Origin of the sequence: Vibrio sp. JPW-9-11-11 (assembly GCF_013369335.1) — a bacterium.
Classification (GTDB): domain Bacteria; phylum Pseudomonadota; class Gammaproteobacteria; order Enterobacterales; family Vibrionaceae; genus Vibrio.
Map to the genome: position 1 here is coordinate 354963 of NZ_SZQJ01000005.1, position 18369 is coordinate 373331.

The 18369-nt window shown below is 45.8% G+C and carries 12 protein-coding genes; 5 read left to right on the forward strand and 7 right to left on the reverse strand.

The features are described from left to right. Nucleotides 1-85: 85 nt before the first annotated feature. Nucleotides 86-1840 carry a putative bifunctional diguanylate cyclase/phosphodiesterase gene (locus FCU94_RS07480; RefSeq protein ID WP_369597235.1) on the reverse strand — a complete coding sequence of 585 codons (1755 nt, stop codon included), beginning with the start codon at nucleotides 1838-1840 and terminating at the stop codon, nucleotides 86-88. 223 nt (nucleotides 1841-2063) lie between these two features. Next, on the reverse strand, nucleotides 2064-4685 hold the full coding sequence (gene gyrA / locus FCU94_RS07485) for a DNA topoisomerase (ATP-hydrolyzing) subunit A (RefSeq protein WP_176287912.1): 2622 nt from the start codon (nucleotides 4683-4685) through the stop codon (nucleotides 2064-2066). A gap of 284 nt (nucleotides 4686-4969) precedes the next feature. Between gyrA and ubiG the strand changes: the two genes are divergently transcribed. From ubiG to yfaE, 4 genes are all read left to right on the forward strand, one after another. After that, nucleotides 4970-5677 carry a bifunctional 2-polyprenyl-6-hydroxyphenol methylase/3-demethylubiquinol 3-O-methyltransferase UbiG gene (gene ubiG / locus FCU94_RS07490; RefSeq protein ID WP_176287913.1) on the forward strand — a complete coding sequence of 236 codons (708 nt, stop codon included), beginning with the start codon at nucleotides 4970-4972 and terminating at the stop codon, nucleotides 5675-5677. 469 nt (nucleotides 5678-6146) lie between these two features. Further along, nucleotides 6147-8429: a class 1a ribonucleoside-diphosphate reductase subunit alpha gene (gene nrdA / locus FCU94_RS07495; protein WP_176287914.1), complete on the forward strand. Its 2283-nt coding sequence runs from the start codon at nucleotides 6147-6149 to the stop codon at nucleotides 8427-8429. 82 nt (nucleotides 8430-8511) lie between these two features. Beyond that, on the forward strand, nucleotides 8512-9645 hold the full coding sequence (gene nrdB, locus FCU94_RS07500) for a class Ia ribonucleoside-diphosphate reductase subunit beta (RefSeq protein WP_176287915.1): 1134 nt from the start codon (nucleotides 8512-8514) through the stop codon (nucleotides 9643-9645). Continuing rightward, the gene (gene yfaE / locus FCU94_RS07505) at nucleotides 9645-9923 is read left to right on the forward strand and encodes a class I ribonucleotide reductase maintenance protein YfaE (RefSeq protein ID WP_176287916.1); all 279 of its coding nucleotides are present in this window, start codon (nucleotides 9645-9647) and stop codon (nucleotides 9921-9923) included. Before nrdB ends, yfaE begins: the two co-directional genes overlap by 1 nt. A gap of 41 nt (nucleotides 9924-9964) precedes the next feature. Here the strand turns inward: yfaE and FCU94_RS07510 are convergent, their stop codons facing one another. Next, nucleotides 9965-10216: a 30S ribosomal protein S6 modification protein gene (locus FCU94_RS07510; protein WP_176287917.1), complete on the reverse strand. Its 252-nt coding sequence runs from the start codon at nucleotides 10214-10216 to the stop codon at nucleotides 9965-9967. 242 nt (nucleotides 10217-10458) lie between these two features. Next, a complete protein-coding gene (locus FCU94_RS07515) occupies nucleotides 10459-11700 on the reverse strand; it encodes a CinA family nicotinamide mononucleotide deamidase-related protein (RefSeq protein WP_176287918.1) in 1242 nt (413 codons plus the stop codon). Nucleotides 11701-12267: 567 nt separating this feature from the next. Here FCU94_RS07515 and FCU94_RS07520 point away from each other — a divergent pair. Further along, a complete protein-coding gene (locus FCU94_RS07520) occupies nucleotides 12268-12780 on the forward strand; it encodes a glycine cleavage system protein R (RefSeq protein ID WP_176287919.1) in 513 nt (170 codons plus the stop codon). 38 nt (nucleotides 12781-12818) lie between these two features. Here FCU94_RS07520 and nspC read toward each other — a convergent pair whose 3' ends face one another. The 3 genes from nspC to FCU94_RS07535 all read right to left on the reverse strand — a co-directional run bounded on the left by nspC (nucleotide 12819) and on the right by FCU94_RS07535 (nucleotide 18304). Further along, the gene (gene nspC / locus FCU94_RS07525; RefSeq protein ID WP_176287920.1) at nucleotides 12819-13958 is read right to left on the reverse strand and encodes a carboxynorspermidine decarboxylase; all 1140 of its coding nucleotides are present in this window, start codon (nucleotides 13956-13958) and stop codon (nucleotides 12819-12821) included. A 192-nt stretch (nucleotides 13959-14150) separates the two neighbouring features. Beyond that, nucleotides 14151-15404, reverse strand: coding sequence for a carboxynorspermidine synthase (locus FCU94_RS07530; RefSeq protein WP_176287921.1), 1254 nt, complete (start codon nucleotides 15402-15404; stop codon nucleotides 14151-14153). Between the two features lie 14 nt (nucleotides 15405-15418). Beyond that, complete coding sequence (locus FCU94_RS07535) at nucleotides 15419-18304, reverse strand: pyridoxal phosphate-dependent class III aminotransferase (protein WP_176287922.1); 2886 nt, start codon at nucleotides 18302-18304, stop codon at nucleotides 15419-15421. Between the last annotated feature and the right edge of the window lie 65 nt (nucleotides 18305-18369).

An 18369-nucleotide genomic window follows, 5' to 3' on the forward strand; every position in this document is an offset into this window, starting at 1 on the left:
ACGCGTAAAGGCTATACCTCTCGCCTTCACGATATCCATTACTTCCTGTTACTGGTCGCAATCGCGGCCTTTTTTTTGCGCTGTTCTAACGTGTTAACAACAATGAAAATTCAGTACAAGTGAGTGGTTTTGAGAACAAGTACCCTTGCATCAAATGGCATTGTTCTTTCTGAAGAAGTTGACGCTGCTGTTCGTTTTCCACCCCTTCCGCAATCACGACCTTGTTGAGGTTGTTACCGATTTGAATGATAGTTCGAACAATCATGTGATCCGTTGTCTGTTCTACACACTCATCAATGAAAGACTTATCGATCTTAATGACATCGAGCGGTAATTGTTTAAGATAACTCAATGAAGAGTACGCGATACCAAAATCGTCTATCGCAATACTCACACCCAGCTGTTGCAGTTGGTGACAGGTTTGAGCGACATGAGTATGTTTATCCATCATCGCGGTTTCAGTAATTTCGATCTGTAGCAGTTCAGGGGCTAACCGATGACGCGTTAAAAGCGCTTCGATGTAAGGATAAATATCGTCATGAGCAAACTGGACACTAGAAACATTCACTGAGACACATATCGGACACCCAAGATTCTGCCACTCTCTCGCTTGTAGAATCGCTTGCTCAAGTACCCAACGACCTATAGGGATGATTTGTGCGGTTCTTTCTGCGATAGAAATGAAATCAAGGGGTGGCACAATGCCTAAATCTGGGTGATTCCAACGCAACAACGCTTCAGCCCCAACAACAGAGTTATCGGTTAAATCGACCTTGGGTTGATAAACTAAAAATAGCTGCTGATTGTCGATCGCTCCATTTAGCTCCACTTCTATTTGGTGATCACGAATAGTCTCATCCATCAACTCATCATCGTACCAACGAACGATTTGGTGTGGGCTTTTTTTCGCTCTTGCAACGGCTGCATCGGCATTTTTCCCCCAGACGTTAACATTATTTTGCGCATCACTGAGTAAGGCAACACCTATGCTGAATCGTAACCTATGTGAGGTGTTAAACACATGACAAACCGAATCATAATGCTGGGTAAGTTGTTCGACAATTTGCTCAACGACTGACTTGTCGGCGCGACTACATGGCACGATCACTACCAGTTCGTCCCCGCCTAAACGATATACATCTCCTCTATCATCAACCACTTTAACTACTCGAGAGGAGAACTGTGTAAGCAATGCATCGCCATAACCATAGCCAAGGCTGTCATTCACCCCTTTGAGGTTATCTAGCCCTAACTGTAATACAGCATAATCCTGTTGTTGATTGGAAGTGAGCTCATTCGATGCTTGGAAGAAGGATTTGCGATTAGGCAATTGAGTGAGGTAATCGGTTAAACTCGCTTTTTTATAACGTAAAGATTGGCGCAATGATTTTTGTTGATAGTAAGTCATGACGGTAGCGAAGCAAGCAATAAAAATCAGCTCCACCGAATCTTCAATGAACTCATCGAAATCTTCTGCTGGTATGTTAATCCAGTAGCTACCGACTAAGACTAAAGCAACCACAATTGGCCAAAGAGCGCCAGGGAAGAGATAGACATACACCAGAGGCAGCAGAATAAAGCTTTCTTCTATTGCATCTAACTCGAGTGGCTCTATCCAACCTCCCACAAACAGCACCAGTAATGACACAGCAGTGGCATAGGTTCTCGTAGGTCGATGAGCACTGAACAAACAAGTAAAAAGTGAGATGGGAAAGAGTAGATACAACCAGCGAAACATCACATGCTCAGTGATCAAAGTGTATGAGATCAAGAACACCGATACAGAAAAGAAAGCAATGAGCCCCAATCGGACTAGTTGGTTCACTCGTTCAGTTGACACCCACTCCTCCTCTTTCATTGTCACCGTTTTAATAGTAGCCGCTGCAAGTCACCGGAACAATTCAAATACCGAACAAGACGCCGTCAATGAATCGATTTCTTATTTTCAATACTGCTTAAATTAGTAAAGGAAAGACAGTGAGATACGATGTAAGTGCGACAAAACCTAAAAAAAATGCCAGGTTAAACCTGGCATTTTAATGTCGAAAAGAGGAATATCTGGATTACTCGGTCGAGTCGTCTGTCTCTTGACCTGTTTCAGTTGAAGCGTCTGCAGTCGCTTGCGCGTCCTCTTCTTCTCCTTCAAGGATCTCCGCTTCTTCAATTTCGTCGATACGTTGCAGACCAACCACGTTCTCGTCTTCTGCGGTACGGATCAGTGTCACACCTTGAGTATTACGGCCAACTTGGCTAACCTCTGCAACGCGAGTACGAACCAGAGTACCAGCGTCGGTGATCATCATCATCTCATCGCCTTCCTCGACCTGCACTGCGCCAACGACTGGGCCATTACGCTCGGAGACTTTAATCGATACCACGCCCTGAGTTGCACGACCCTTGGTTGGGTACTCCGCAAGTTCGGTACGCTTGCCGTAACCGTTTTGAGTCACAGTCAGGATATCGCCTTCATTCGCAGGAACAATCAGCGATACGACTTGGTCGTTTTCAGCAAGTCTCATACCGCGTACACCTGAAGCGGTACGGCCCATGGCACGTACTTTATCTTCACTAAAGCGTACGACTTTACCTGCCTGAGAGAACAACATGATATCGCTATCGCCATTAGTGATGTCGACACCAATCAATGAATCATCATCACGTAGGTTAACCGCGATCAGACCATTTGAGCGCACGTTAGCAAATTGAGTTAGCGGTGTTTTCTTAACTGTACCGTCACCCGTTGCCATAAAGATAAACTTATCTTCAGAGAACTCGTCAACACGCAGTATTGCTGTAATGCGTTCACCGTCTTCCAGTGGAAGAATGTTGACGATTGGCTTACCACGCGCTGTGCGACTTGCGAGTGGCAGTTGGTACACTTTCAGACGGTAAGTCTTGCCACGAGTAGAGAAACACAGAATGTTGTCGTGGGTATTCGCCACTAAAAGACGCTCAATGTAGTCTTCGTCTTTCATTCTAGTCGCACTCTTACCTTTACCACCACGACGCTGAGCTTCGTAGTCGCTTAGTACTTGATACTTAACGTAACCTTCATGAGACAAGGTAACAACGACATCTTCACGAGCGATCAGCTCTTCCATGTCGATATCGTGACTAGCGGCAGTAATTTCTGTCCGTCGAGCATCGCCGAAGCTTTCGCGAACAAGCTCTAACTCTTCAGTGATCACTTCCATCAAGCGTTCAGTGCTTGCCAGGATATGCATCAATTCAGCAATTTGATCGAGTAGCGCTTTGTACTCGTCTAGGATTTTTTCATGTTCTAGACCGGTCAACTTATGTAGACGTAGATCTAGAATCGCTTGTGCTTGTTGCTCAGTCAGGTAGTACTGACCATCGCGAATACCGTATTGCTCTTCTAACCACTCTGGGCGAGCCGCATCGGTACCAGCGCGTTCAAGCATCGCAGCTACATTGCCTAGATCCCAGCCACGTGCGATAAGACCTGCTTTCGCTTCTGCTGGCGTTGGTGCTCTGCGAATAAGTTCGATGATTTCATCGATATTCGCCAGAGCCAGGGCCAAACCTTCTAGGATATGCGCGCGTTCACGTGCTTTACGCAGTTCAAAAATAGTACGACGTGTCACCACTTCACGGCGGTGGTCAACGAAGCACTTAAGCATATCTTTTAGGTTAAATAGCTGCGGCTGACCATTGTTCAGCGCAACCATGTTGATACCGAAAGTTGTCTGCAGTTGGGTATTGGCGTAAAGGTTGTTCAGCACCACCTCGCCTACCGCATCACGCTTACATTCAATAACAATACGCATGCCGTCTTTGTCAGACTCGTCACGTAGAGCGCTGATGCCTTCGACTTTCTTGTCTTTAACCAGCTCAGCGATCTTCTCGATCAAGCGAGCTTTGTTGACTTGATAAGGGATCTCAGTAACGACAATTGTCTCTCGACCATTTTTGTCGGTTTCGATATCCGCTTTCGAGCGCATGTAAATCTTACCGCGGCCAGTCTTGTAAGCATCTACGATGCCTTTGCGGCCACTAATCAGCGCGGCAGTCGGGAAGTCTGGACCAGGAATGTAGTCCATCAGCTCATCAATAGTGATCTCTTCATTATTGATGTATGCCAAGCAACCATCGATCACTTCCGTCAAATTGTGCGGTGGAATGTTGGTTGCCATACCTACTGCGATACCAGAAGCACCGTTAACCAATAGGTTAGGAATTTTGGTTGGAAGAACGGCTGGGATTTGTTCTGTACCGTCATAGTTAGGTACGTAATCAACCGTTTCTTTGTCTAGGTCAGCCAAAAGTTCGTGGGCGATTTTCGCCATGCGAACTTCGGTATAACGCATTGCCGCCGCTGAGTCACCATCGATCGAACCGAAGTTACCTTGACCGTCGACCAGCATGTAACGAAGTGAAAACGGCTGAGCCATACGTACGATAGTGTCGTACACTGCGCTATCACCGTGAGGGTGATACTTACCGATTACGTCGCCAACAACACGGGCAGATTTTTTATATGGTTTGTTCCAATCATTACCGAGTACATTCATCGCGAATAATACGCGGCGATGCACTGGCTTTAGGCCATCACGCACATCTGGAAGAGCTCGACCCACGATAACTGACATCGCATAGTCTAAGTACGAACCTCGCAGCTCATCTTCAATGTTTACGGGCGTGATCTCTTTCGCTAGATCGCTCATAGAGCCATTATCCCTCTATTTATAGATCGTATGTACAATACGCTTAAGGTGCAAAAATATAACATAGATTTCAGTCGTTCGGCATCACTTTCCCTCCCCTTTTACAAGGTTGTGAGCTTGGTTGCGAATCAAACGCCGACAATTTGCACACTTTCCCCTTATGATGCTGATAACTGGCTATATTTTGCTCACTAAGGGATAAAAGTGACCGGGTCTATGGAGTGTTAGACATTAGCGAGTATAATGTCTGCCCCAAGGAAGCTGGTTTAATAGTAAGAGTTGTTATGACCCAATCACAAAACGTCGACCCGAAAGAAATCAAGAAGTTTGAAGATATGGCTTCTCGCTGGTGGGATTTGGAAGGCGAGTTCAAGCCGTTGCATCAGATCAACCCACTACGCTTAAACTATGTGCTGGACAACTGTGATGGTCTGTTTGGTAAGAAAGTTCTCGACGTCGGTTGTGGCGGTGGCATCCTTGCTGAAAGCATGGCAAAACAAGGCGCAGTAGTCACCGGTCTAGATATGGGTAAAGAGCCGCTTGAAGTCGCTCGCCTGCATGCATTAGAAACCGGAACCGAGCTGACTTATATCCAAAGTACCATTGAAGAGCACGCACTGAACAACGCAGGTGAATATGATGTAGTCACGTGTATGGAAATGCTTGAGCATGTCCCTGACCCACTCTCAGTTATCCGCTCTTGCGCCACACTGGTTAAACCAGGCGGGCACGTATTTTTCTCTACCTTAAACCGCAACATTAAATCGTATTTGTTTGCCATTGTCGGTGCAGAGAAACTGCTAAAAATCGTACCAGAGGGCACACACGATCACGACAAGTTCATCAGACCCGCAGAACTTATTAAGATGATCGACCAAACCGATTTAACTGAAACCGGAATCACTGGTCTACACTACAATCCGCTTACTGACACCTATAAATTAGGCCAAAATGTCGACGTCAATTACATCGTCCATACGGTGAAATTCTAGTCACCCATAACTCAAAAGTGAGTCTGATTTATGCAAAGGCGGTAGCACAAGCTCACCGCCTTTTTTAGTGACATTTCAGTCAATTTTTGTCGGTTTGATTCCAAAATAATCACCCCAAATTTCGCACCCAATTTTGTCTAAAGATCAAGGGATTTTTTTTTGTTTGTGGTTAGTTCTAAACCGATCCTAAAACGGTAATTTTACGTAATCTTATCAGCTCTAATCTCATCGGTTAGTAGCCACTTACTGAAATTTTCATTTTTGTAAGTTATCCACAAGTCTTCCAAGATCTGTAACTTGAAAACCACCTTGGATAGCACTATCTTGTAATCCGCACCTCAGTGCACCCCTATATATTGTGTTTGTACTACAATATATAGATAGACTTTGATCACAAAGCCGGAACGAATTTTACAAGAATTACACAAAAAATCGGCTTTAATCAGTTTTGTTAGGGAAATGAAGCAGAATGAACCAACAACTTACCGTTACTAAGCGTAACGGACGCAAAGAAAGTATTGATCTTGATAAGATCCATCGCGTGATTACCTGGGCTGCCGAAGGCCTAGAAAACGTCTCTGTCTCTCAAGTAGAACTGCGCGCTCACATTCAGTTCTACGATGGCATTACCACGACGGATATTCACGAGACCATCATCAAGTCAGCAGCGGATTTAATTTCGGAAGAGTCGCCAGATTACCAATATCTCGCCGCTCGCTTAGCCGTCTTCCACTTACGTAAAAAAGCGTACGGCCAATACGAGCCGCCAGCACTGTTCGATCACGTATCGCGCTTGGTTGATAAGGGCAAATACGACAAGCATATTCTGGAAGACTACACTAAAGCTGAACTCGACGAACTGGATGCGTACATTGATCACCGCCGTGACCTTAATTTCTCCTATGCGGCCGTTAAACAGCTTGAAGGTAAGTACTTTGTTCAAAACCGTGTAAGCGGCGAGATTTATGAAAGTGCTCAGTTCCTCTACATTCTTGTCGCTGCTTGTCTATTTGCCAAGTACCCGAAAGAGACTCGTCTTGATTACATCAAGCGTTTTTACGATGCTACTTCAACGTTCAAAATCTCTTTGCCTACACCAATTATGTCGGGTGTACGCACACCAACTCGTCAGTTCAGCTCTTGTGTATTGATCGAGTGTGGCGATAGCTTAGATTCGATTAACGCAACAGCTAGCTCCATTGTGCGTTACGTTTCACAACGTGCAGGCATCGGTATCAACGCGGGTCGTATCCGCGCTCTGGGTTCGGAAATTCGCGGTGGCGAAGCTTTCCACACGGGTTGTATCCCGTTCTACAAATACTTCCAGACTGCGGTCAAATGCTGTTCTCAAGGCGGCGTGCGTGGTGGTGCAGCAACTGTATTCTACCCTCTATGGCACGGTGAATCGCAAGCACTGATGGTGCTTAAAAACAACCGTGGTGTAGAAGAGAACCGTGTTCGTCATATGGACTACGGTGTTCAGCTAAACCGCCTGATGTATCAACGTCTGGTTGAGGGTGGCAACATCACGCTATTCTCACCTTCAGATGTACCAGGTTTGTACGATGCGTTCTTCGAAAACCAAGACGAATTTGAACGTCTGTATGTGAAGTACGAAAACGATCCTTCAATCAAGAAAGAGACCGTTAAAGCAATCGAGATGTTCTCTATCTTGATGCAAGAGCGTGCGTCTACCGGCCGTATCTACATTCAGAACGTCGACCACTGTAACACTCACAGCCCGTTTGATTCAGAGGTGGCACCGGTTCGTCAGTCAAACCTGTGTTTGGAGATCGCTCTGCCGACTAAACCACTGACCAATGTGGAAGATGATTCAGGCGAAATTGCCCTGTGTACGCTATCTGCGTTCAACTTGGGGGCAATTAAATCTCTGGATGATTTTGAAGAGCTGTCTGACCTTGTCGTTCGCGCGCTTGACGCTCTATTGGATTACCAGGACTACCCTCTTCCAGCAGCGTACAAATCAACGATGAACCGTCGCACTCTAGGTGTGGGCGTTATTAACTACGCATACTACTTAGCGAAGAATGGTGTGAAGTACTCAGACGGCAGTGCAAACGGCCTGACTCACCGCACGTTTGAAGCAATGCAGTACTACTTGCTGAAAGCGTCTGTGGCACTCGCGAAAGAGCAAGGTAAATGTCCGTCATTCCACGAAACAAACTACGCGAAAGGCCTACTGCCGATTGATACTTATAAGAAAGATATCGACCTCGTTTGTGACGAACCACTACACTACGACTGGGACGGCCTACGCGATGAGATCATGACTCACGGTCTGCGTAACTCTACGCTAACAGCCCTAATGCCTTCAGAGACGTCTTCGCAAATTTCGAATGCGACCAATGGTATTGAACCGCCACGTGGCTACGTTTCGGTGAAAGCATCAAAAGACGGTATTTTGAAACAAGTGGTGCCAGAGTTTACTGAGTACAAAAACAACTATGAGCTGCTTTGGAACATTGGCTCCAATGATGGTTACTTACACTTGGTTGGCATCATGCAGAAGTTCGTTGACCAAGCGATTTCAGCCAATACTAACTACGACCCATCGCGTTTCGAAAGTGGCAAGGTGCCGATGAAGAAACTGCTCCAAGATTTATTAACGGCGTACAAGTTTGGTGTGAAAACACTGTACTACCATAACACTCGTGACGGCGCGAGCGATGATCAAAAAGACGCGGTACAACCTCAAGATGATGATTGTGCAGGCGGCGGTTGTAAGATTTAATTCCTCGGTATTTGGGATTATCTAGACTAAACAAATTATTCGCCCCTCATAAAATGAGGGGCTTAAAAGGAATTGAGGCACCATGGCTTACAGTACTTTTAACCGAAACAAAAATGACCAACTCAAAGAGCCTATGTTCTTGGGTCAATCAGTTAACGTTGCTCGCTACGACCAACAAAAATTTGAAATCTTTGAAAAACTGATCGAAAAGCAGCTCTCTTTCTTCTGGCGTCCAGAAGAAGTCGACGTATCAAGTGACCGTATCGACTACAACAAGTTACCTGATCATGAAAAGCATATCTTCATCTCAAACTTGAAGTACCAAACTCTGCTTGATTCTATCCAAGGCCGCAGCCCGAACGTTGCCCTACTTCCACTCGTTTCTCTACCAGAAGTTGAAACTTGGATTGAAACTTGGTCATTCTCAGAAACGATTCACTCGCGTTCTTACACTCACATCATTCGTAATATTGTCAATGATCCGGGTGTCGTGTTTGACGATATCGTTGAAAATGAGCACATCCTTAAACGTGCAGACGACATTTCTCGCTACTACGATGAACTCATTCAACTGACCAATGACTATCACCGTTACGGAGAAGGCACACACCAAATCAACGGCGAACAAGTGAATGTTTCGCTTCATGATTTAAAGAAAAAGCTCTATCTCTGCTTAATGTCGGTAAATGCGCTTGAAGCAATTCGCTTCTACGTGAGTTTCGCCTGTTCATTCGCCTTTGCAGAACGCGAACTGATGGAAGGCAATGCAAAGATCATCAAGCTAATCGCTCGCGACGAAGCGCTGCATTTAACTGGCACCCAGCACATGATCAACTTGCTACGTAACGGTCAAGACGATTTCTCATTCATGCAAATTGCAGAGGAGTGTAAGCAAGAATGCTTTGACCTCTTCAAGGCAGCTGCAGAGCAAGAAAAAGAGTGGGCAGAATATCTGTTTAAAGACGGTTCGATGATCGGTTTGAACAAGGACATTCTTAGTCAGTACGTTGAATACATTACCAACATCCGTATGCAGGCTGTCGGCCTAGATGCTGCGTACCCTGAAGCCACCTCGAACCCAATTCCATGGATCAATGCTTGGCTGTCTTCAGATAACGTACAAGTCGCCCCGCAAGAGGCTGAAATTTCCTCTTACCTTGTCGGTCAGATCGATAGCGATGTCCGCGCCGATGACTTCAAGGACTTTGAACTGTAATGCCCAGTATCAAAATTAACGGGATCACAACGATCCAATCTCACCCTTCTAACACCATTCTAGAAACGTTAGAAAAAGCGGGGTTGGAGCCAGAGTACAACTGCCGTGACGGACATTGTGGAGCTTGTCGTTGCAAACTGGTCTCTGGCGACGTTGAATACGTTGGTTTTGCGATGGCTTACACTCAAGAACAAGAAATTTTGCCGTGTATCTGTCGAGCTAAAACAGACATTGCAGTTGAGGATGTCACCTATACGCTCAAAGAGAAACGCGCATAAATATGCAAACAGAAAAATGCCAGCAGCAATGCTGGCTTTTTTTATACTTGTACGTTTGGTCCAGATAGGAACTCATCTGCCGTGAGCATAGATACAGATTTGCCAGCGATCTCTCTCCCGCCATCATCGAACAGTGATAAGCGGTAGCCCAAGTAGTCCGTCGTAAGGCGTTCCTCAGGTGCTTTCAGCCACATTGAAATCAAATCTTGATGTTGGCCCCCAAGTGCTTCACCCAAAATGACTTTTTGGCTAGCCACTTGATACCAAACCAAAATTTTGGACTGATTTAACATGCTAACCTCCTTGTTCAGTGATAGTCGAATCGTTATTTTATCGCTTATTACAAGGAATGCACGTAGCAAATCCAAGACAAAATTGTCTTCTATGGAAAATCATTCAGTTAAGCTTTATATCAAATTAGAATAAAAATTAAATATGCTCAACGATGCGTAATAAGATGTGGTTTCATTTACTTATTACAGAATGGCACACTGCGCGAATTTGACAAAACCTGCCTATCCTTCTAACTGCATATTTATGCGCCAATAGCACTTCTAGGAACAAACATCTCTTTTTCGCGCGCCAGAGCGCTATAACGAACAAACATCGTCTTTCCACTCAGATAACGACGCAGCATGTCAGCCGCCACCGTGGTAATCACCAGCGCTTGTTCTTCTCGGCTGTATTGACGACTAAACGCCAGCACTTGCCCCCACTCGCCTTCCGGCGCCGCTAATGTCACTGAAAAACTGTTATCGATAGCCTTACCAGTGACCATCGCAATGTCAGTCGCACACTTATCTCTCGTTGCTCCGGCCAACGCAAAGGCCGATGCTAGTTTATCGTCCGTCTGTTCACCTACCGATACTCGCTCCCCCAGCACCCAACCATGGCCGCAATATTCAGCCGCGCTTGAATGTGATTGAAGCCACTGGGATAGCCCACCGAATGTCGATTGCTCTGCCGTAGAAATGGACATTTTCTTCTCTTGTATTAAATAGGCAACGTGGTCTTTCATTGATTCATCAACGCTCACTACATGCTCTTCAATAAGATTAAAGATGATTTGCAGTAACTTAACACGCGTATCTAGGTCGTCTTTGGGGCCAAAAAGTTTTACCTCGATATAAGGTAGGTACGACCGATAACCCAGTGTATAGCCGGCTGGTAGCTGCACTTTATCGAGCTTATCAGACAAGGCTGACTCGGATGTTCCAAAGGTATAAAGTTTGCTGCAATCTAACCCGAGAACTTGCGGAAAGCAGGCTTTCATATCTGGGATAACCTGTTGCTCTACCATCAGTTTAAACTCACTCGGTACCCCTGGAGTAAAGTAGAAATGGCAGTCATTGAACACCACCTTAAAGCCACAAGCGGTACCGATAGGATTATCGAGCATTACAGCGCCTTGCGGCAGCATAGCTTGCTTGCGATTGCTCTCTGGCATCGGCACTCCGCGAGCGGAAAAAAACTGTTCAAGACGCTCTAACCATTGCGTAAATAAAGTGAGTTCTTGTTCCGCGGCACTGGCCGCGGCTTGCGCACTTAAATCATCTGTCGTGGGACCAAGCCCCCCATTCACCACAACAATATCACTGTTAAAGCTGAGCATGAGCAACTCTTCTGTCAGGGCAACCAGTTCATCGCCAACCGTCGAGCGCTTGGTCACGCTATAACCGTTTTCAAAAAAACGCTGTGATAGCCAAGCCGCATTGGTATCGACAATATCACCATGCAGAACTTCTTCCCCAGTACTGAGCATTGCGATTTTTAACATTGTTATATCCTTTGTGGGAAATCCACCGTTGTGATGGTCTAATTAATCACTAGTGTGCTTGATGCAAACCTTGAGTACATGTTGACATTAGGACAGCTTTGAACAGGTTTTCCTGCTGACATCGTTAGATAACTGTGAACTTGATCATCAAAAAAGTTGCAGTGATAGAGTTTCGCTATTCCAAACACACCTTTATGCTTCATTTTAGTTTGCTCTCAGCTATGACAATGCCAATCTTTGCCAATCAGATCAATATTTTGAGTTCGATGACTGAAACAAACGCCACTATGCAGTCAATGCAACGATATTTTGAACATACGCACACCATCAAACGAAAACCAACCCTATCTATCAAGGCACATTTCAAGATGAAACTCAGGGCTAACATACGAGCGTTTTGTGCTCACGGTAAAATATTGATTATGCTGATAAGGTATTAGGTTTAAAAGTTGATTTACATCAAACCTCGCAGTACGCGCTCTTCTACACTGAATTTAGGCACCAATCAGTTTTCGCCGCTGAAAAGATTGGTATGCAGTATCTACTTCAGCGCTAGGAGGCCCCATTATGAACAACACATTTATCGCAACCTTTGTCGGACGTGCGACGCCCGCGACCATAAAACAATTGGCTGCTATCACTCATGAAAATGGCGGTAAGTGGCTTATCAGCAAGGTCAACTTCATTGAAGATCAAGTCGCTGCAGTGATCAAAATTGAATTGCCCGCATCCAACATCGATATAGTCAAAGAGGCATTCAGCGCTCACCCTGACTTGACGGTTCAGTTTACCGATTCAGATACTGCCGCGCACAATGCCGACACAATCTATCAGTTAAGACTGGATGCCAACGACAGAGCCGGTATCGTCAATGAAATTACCCATGTTCTTGACGGACAAGGGATCAATATTCTCGATATGGACTGTCAGCGCGTCTTTATCGCTGGAGGTGGGGGGGTAAGCTCGAGCTTGTTCACAGCGAGCCTCGCGATCCGCATTCCAGAACAAGTCGACATCAACGATGTGGCCAACGAACTCGAATCATTGAGCGAAGATACCCGAGTTCTGGTTGAAAGTTGATAGCAAAAGAGAGCGAACATCGCTCTCTTTTCATTTAACTACTTAACACTCCACTGCGACAGTGAGCGTTTGAAATCTGCATAATCAAACTCATTGAGTTTTTGAATTTCTCCACTGGTTCGCTCGCAGTAAACTGACGGCATACGTAAACCGTTAAACCAGTTTAACTTGACCATAGTGTAGCCCGCGCTGTCCATGATATGTAGTCGTTGACCAATTTCTAGTGGCTTATCGAAATTCGCCACACAGAACTGATCGCCAGCCAAACAAGAGCATGACCCGATCACATACTCATGTTCACCACTCTCATTAGCTTCTGTAATCGATGCAGGCTCGTTATAAATAAGCGTATCTAAGCGATGTGCTTCTGTCGCCGAGTCAACAATGGCGGTCTTCTTGACGTTTTCGACAATATCCACAACTGTCACAACCAAGTCGGTTGTTTTGGTGATGATCGCTTCACCTGGTTCTAGGTACATTTGCACGCCGTGTTTTTCAGCAAACCCTTTAAGGGCTAAACCAAGCTTGTCGATGTCATAGCCGGGCCATGTAAAGAACACACCGCCACCCATGCTAACCCAATCTAATTTATCTAGATACTCGCCAAACTGCTCTGAGATAGCATCCAACAAACCGATAAACGCATCCACGTCTTTGTTCTCGCAGTTCATGTGGAACATCACGCCGTCAATGCTATCAAACACTTCTGGGTTAATATGATCGGCTTGAACTCCTAAACGTGAGAACTGACGCGCGGGGTTAGCCAAATCCTGACCAGCGTAGCTTACACCCGGATTTAAACGTAACCCCAGAGAGGCTTTACCTTCTACGATATGGCGGTAAGCGGCGAGTTGTGTTTGTGAGTTAAAAATCATCTTGTCACAAATATCGGCGACGTCTCGCACGTCATCTTCGCTATAACCAACGCTATAAGCGTGCGTTTCACCACCAAACGTCTCATAACCAAGTTTCACTTCAAACGGGCCAGAGCTGGTTGTGCCATCTAAGTACGGCTTGATGATGTCAAATACACCCCATGTTGAGAAGCACTTCAGCGCCAACACCAGCTTCACGCCCGAAATCTCTTTCAACTGTTTCGCTTTCTCAAGGTTCTCAATCAACTTATCTTCGTTGATCATGAAGTACGGGGTTTTAAGTTCTTCTTTCTGAAATGTCATCTTATGCACTCAAGCAGAATCTAATGATAAAAAGCCATGGCTGATGGCGTTGCTATTGATTATGTTTATTTTGTCCTGTTTGAACGAAGTAAGTTACAAAACAAACATGGTTAATAGCACACCTAATCGAGCGCTATGACCGAAAAAGGGAACACTGCTGTCCCCTTTTGATACAAAACTATAATTCAGTCGTTACTTTTTAAGCTCATGAATTACTGGTAGACCTTGTCCTGGCTCAAGCTCTTGAACGTGCCAATCTAGACCAATGCTAGGCATCGTTTCTAAGAATGGATCTGGGTCTAGCTGTTCCATGTTGAACACGCCTTTATCCGCCCACTTACCACGGAAGAATTGCAGTGCAGCAGTAATAGCAGGAACACCAGTGGTGTAAGAAATCGCTTGATGCTCGACATCTTCATATGCCACTTCATGGTCTGCGTTGTTGTAGATAAACACGCTACGCTCTTTACCATCTTTCTTACCTTGAACCCAAGTACCGATACAAGTTAGGCCTGTGTAGCCTGGCGCTAGTGATGTAGGATCTGGTAATAGTGCTTTCAACACATGCAGAGGTTGTACCACAGTGCCATCGTGCAGCATCAGTGGATCTGGGCTCAATAAACCGATATCACGCATAACGTTAAAGTAGTTTAGGTAACGATCGCCAAAGCCCATCCAAAATTCAATGCGTTTAGCAGGAATAAACTCTTGCATTGAACGCACTTCATCGTGCGCCATTGAGTACACTTTGTGCGTACCACAGTTCGGGAAATCGAACTCCAGCATACGTGAATGACAAGGTACTTGCTTCCATTCGCCATTCTCCCAGTAGAAGGAATCGCCTTGGATCTCTAGCATGTTGGTTTCTGGGTCAAAGTTGGTCGCAAACTTCTTGCCGTGGTCGCCTGCGTTAACGTCCATGACATCGATAGTATCGATTTCATCAAACAGATGCTTGACAGCGTAAGCGGCAAACACAGAAACCACACCAGGATCGAAACCCGCACCAAGAATCCCTGTGATGCCCGCTTCTGCGAACTTCTCACGGTAGCCCCACTGCCAGTCGTACGCTTGTGGTACTTGTTGGCCTTCTGAACATAGGTCCACCGCGACAGAGGTATCAAGATAAGAAACTTTCGCTTGGTAACACGCTTCCATAATAGACATGTTGACCCACGGAGGACCAGCGTTGATCACTAAATCAGGTTGAACCTCTTTAATCAGAGCAACCAGTGACTCTACGTCATCTGCATTGACTGCGCGAGCTTCTAGCTTCTTGGACGGATCTTTCAGATTGTTTTTTTTCTGAATCGATTCAATAATTTTTTCACACTTACCCACAGTACGAGATGCAATAGTGATATCACCCAGAACATCGTTGTTTTGTGCTGCTTTATGTGCCACTACCCAGCCAACGCCGCCTGCACCAATTTGTAAAATTGCCATAGTATTCGTTACCTTTATTTCGCTAGCTCAAGCGCTAGAGCATTAATTTTGTTTAGCAAAGATTCGAAGTCCGAAATCTTCAAGCAAGGGTTTAAGATGGTGAACTTCAGGGCAGACTGACCATCTACAACTGTTTCTCCAAGTACTGCGATACCACGAGTAAGCGCTTCAAGTCTTAGATTTTTGTTCAGCTCATCAAGGTCTGTTTGACCTTGTACCGCACGGAACAATACCGTCGAAAGCGCAGGTTCAGCCAACAACTCAAAACTATCGTTATTGCGAATCAAGTTCGCGACTTGCTGAGTCTGCGCCAAGAGGTGATCGTACATCTCACCCAAAGTTGCAGGACCTAGGTTTTGCATCGTCATAAAGACTTTCAATGCATCAAAACGTTTTGTCGTTGCAATAGATTTATCGACTAAGTTTGGTAGTTCATCGTGTTCGCGGTTCAAGTAGTCTGCATGGTGAAGCAAGAACTTGAAATTGGCCTTATTGTTGACCAGTAGCGCGCCACAGCTAATCGTTTGATAGAACAACTTATGGAAATCGACACTAACCGATTTCGCTCGCTCAATACCTTTGAGGCGATGTTTATGACTGCTTAAAATCAAAGCCCCGCCATACGCACCATCAACATGCATCCACATCTGGTGCTTGTCAGCCATATCCGCAATAAAGTCAAGATCATCTATCGCGCCGTGATCAGTTGTACCGGCAGTACCGACAATGGCAAACGGAATCAAGCCATCAGCTTTCGCCTGCTCGATTGCAGCGTCGAGTTTGCTGACATCCATCGTCCCGTCAGCATTGGCCTCAACGGCCAAAATGGCTTTCTCACCTAGCCCCATCCAAGAGGCCGATTTTTGTACCGTGAAGTGCGACTTAGTAGAGCAAACAATACGCAACTTCTCAGCATAATCAGGTAAGCCCATTTTTTGCACTGAGTGACCTGATAAGGTTTCTGCAATCCAATCACGAGCCAACATTAAGCCCATTTGGTTACTTTGAGTGCCACCACTGGTGAAAATACCGTCTGACTGCTCACCGAGGTCGTACTTATCACACAACCAATCAATCACTTTCTGCTCAACGTAGGTGGCAGAAGACGCTTGATCCCATGAGTCCATCGATTGATTAAGTGCCGCAATCATCGCTTCTGCCGCAACGGCAGACATGAGTGGCGGCGTATGCAAGTGAGCAATACAGTCTGGATGCTGAGTAAAAATCGCATTTTTAGCCACCAGTTCGGCGGTATCACCAATCACATCAATCAGTGACGCACTATGACCATCTAGGTCAATCGCATTGATCGCCTGCTCTAATAGCTTAGGGGCTAAGCCTGAGTATGGCGCATCTACCTGCTCAAATACCGATTTCATCGTCGCAGTGGTATGGTTCATGACCTTGGCAAATTGGTCACTGCCCATCTCGCCGGTATGAATAAAATGTTGCTTCCAGTTTTGATTCGCTTGCTTGCAGTCAACTTTGTTCGCCCCAGCCACCAGCATCGCCTCTTCGAGAACACGCAGTGCAAAGTCGATTTGTTCGAATGAGATGATAAGTGGGGGTAAGAAACGAATCACAGAGCCATCACGTCCGCCCTTTTCAACCATCAACCCACGCTCAAGCGCAGCACGCTGAATTTTCAACGTCAACTCACCATCAGAAACGGGTTCACCAAACTTGTTCAGTTCACTGCCGGGTTTACGAATTTCAACGCCGAGCATTAAGCCTTTGCCGCGAACCTCAGCAATACAGTCGAGGCGCTGCTGCATTGCCTCTAGCCCATGGCGCAAATATTGACCCGCAATGTTTGCGTGCTCAACTAAGTTATCGCGTTGGATAATTTCTAGTGCTTTCGCCCCCGAGACCATAGCAAGTTGGTTACCACGGAACGTGCCAGTATGCTCGCCTGGGTTCCAAGTATCATGCTGCTTATTGATCACCAAAAGCGACATTGGCATACCACCACCGATTGCTTTGGATAAACAAAGGATGTCTGGCACAATTTCGGCTTCTTCAAACGCAAAATTGTAACCGGTTTTACCCACACCACATTGGATCTCATCAAAGATAAGCAGAATGCCATGTTCATCACAGATTCGGCGCAACTCACGCAGCCAAAATGCAGGAGCGGGTATGACGCCACCTTCTCCTTGCACTGGCTCTACAACGATTGCCGCAGGCTTCATAATGCCGGCTTCATCATCGTTGAGTAAGCGTTCGATGTAACGGATGCTGGCTTTCGCGCCTTCATCTCCACCTAAACCAAACGGGCAGCGTAAATTGTATGGGAAAGGCATAAAGTGCACATCAGACATCAAGCCAGTTCGACGCGCTTTAGTCCCTAAGTTGCCCATCATGCCCATAGTGCCATTGGTCATGCCATGATACGCACCACGAAAAGCAAACATGGTGTTACGACCTGTCGTCTGTTTAGCCAGTTTGATGGCCGCTTCTACCGCATCGGCACCAGAAGGACCACAGAACTGAATAACACAGTTATCGCCCAGTTGGTTTGGCAAAAATGCTTTAACCGCTTTGATAAAGTCGGTTTTCGCTTCGGTTGCGATATCTAATGTTTGGTAAGGCAATCCACTGTCTAATTGGTCTTTCAGCGCCTGATTGATCTCAGGATGGTTGTAACCCAGTGCCAATGTCCCCGCTCCCGCTAGGCAGTCGAGAAAAAGTTGGCCACGCGTATCTTCAACTAACGCACCATAAGCTTGCTTAATTGCGATCGGTAAGCGACGAGGGTATGAACGAACCGCAGATTCGTGTTGCTCTTGGTCAATAAGGATTTGGTCAGGCGTCAGATCGTAAGTGCCTTCCAGAACCGGAACCTGAGTAGAAAAAGGGGTTGCGATAACAGCGTTATCGACTTCAAAGGCTGTGCTCATGTGTTATCCCTTGAAATATAAATAAATCCCCTGTTCAGAAACCAAGTCCGGAATCAGGGCAAAGC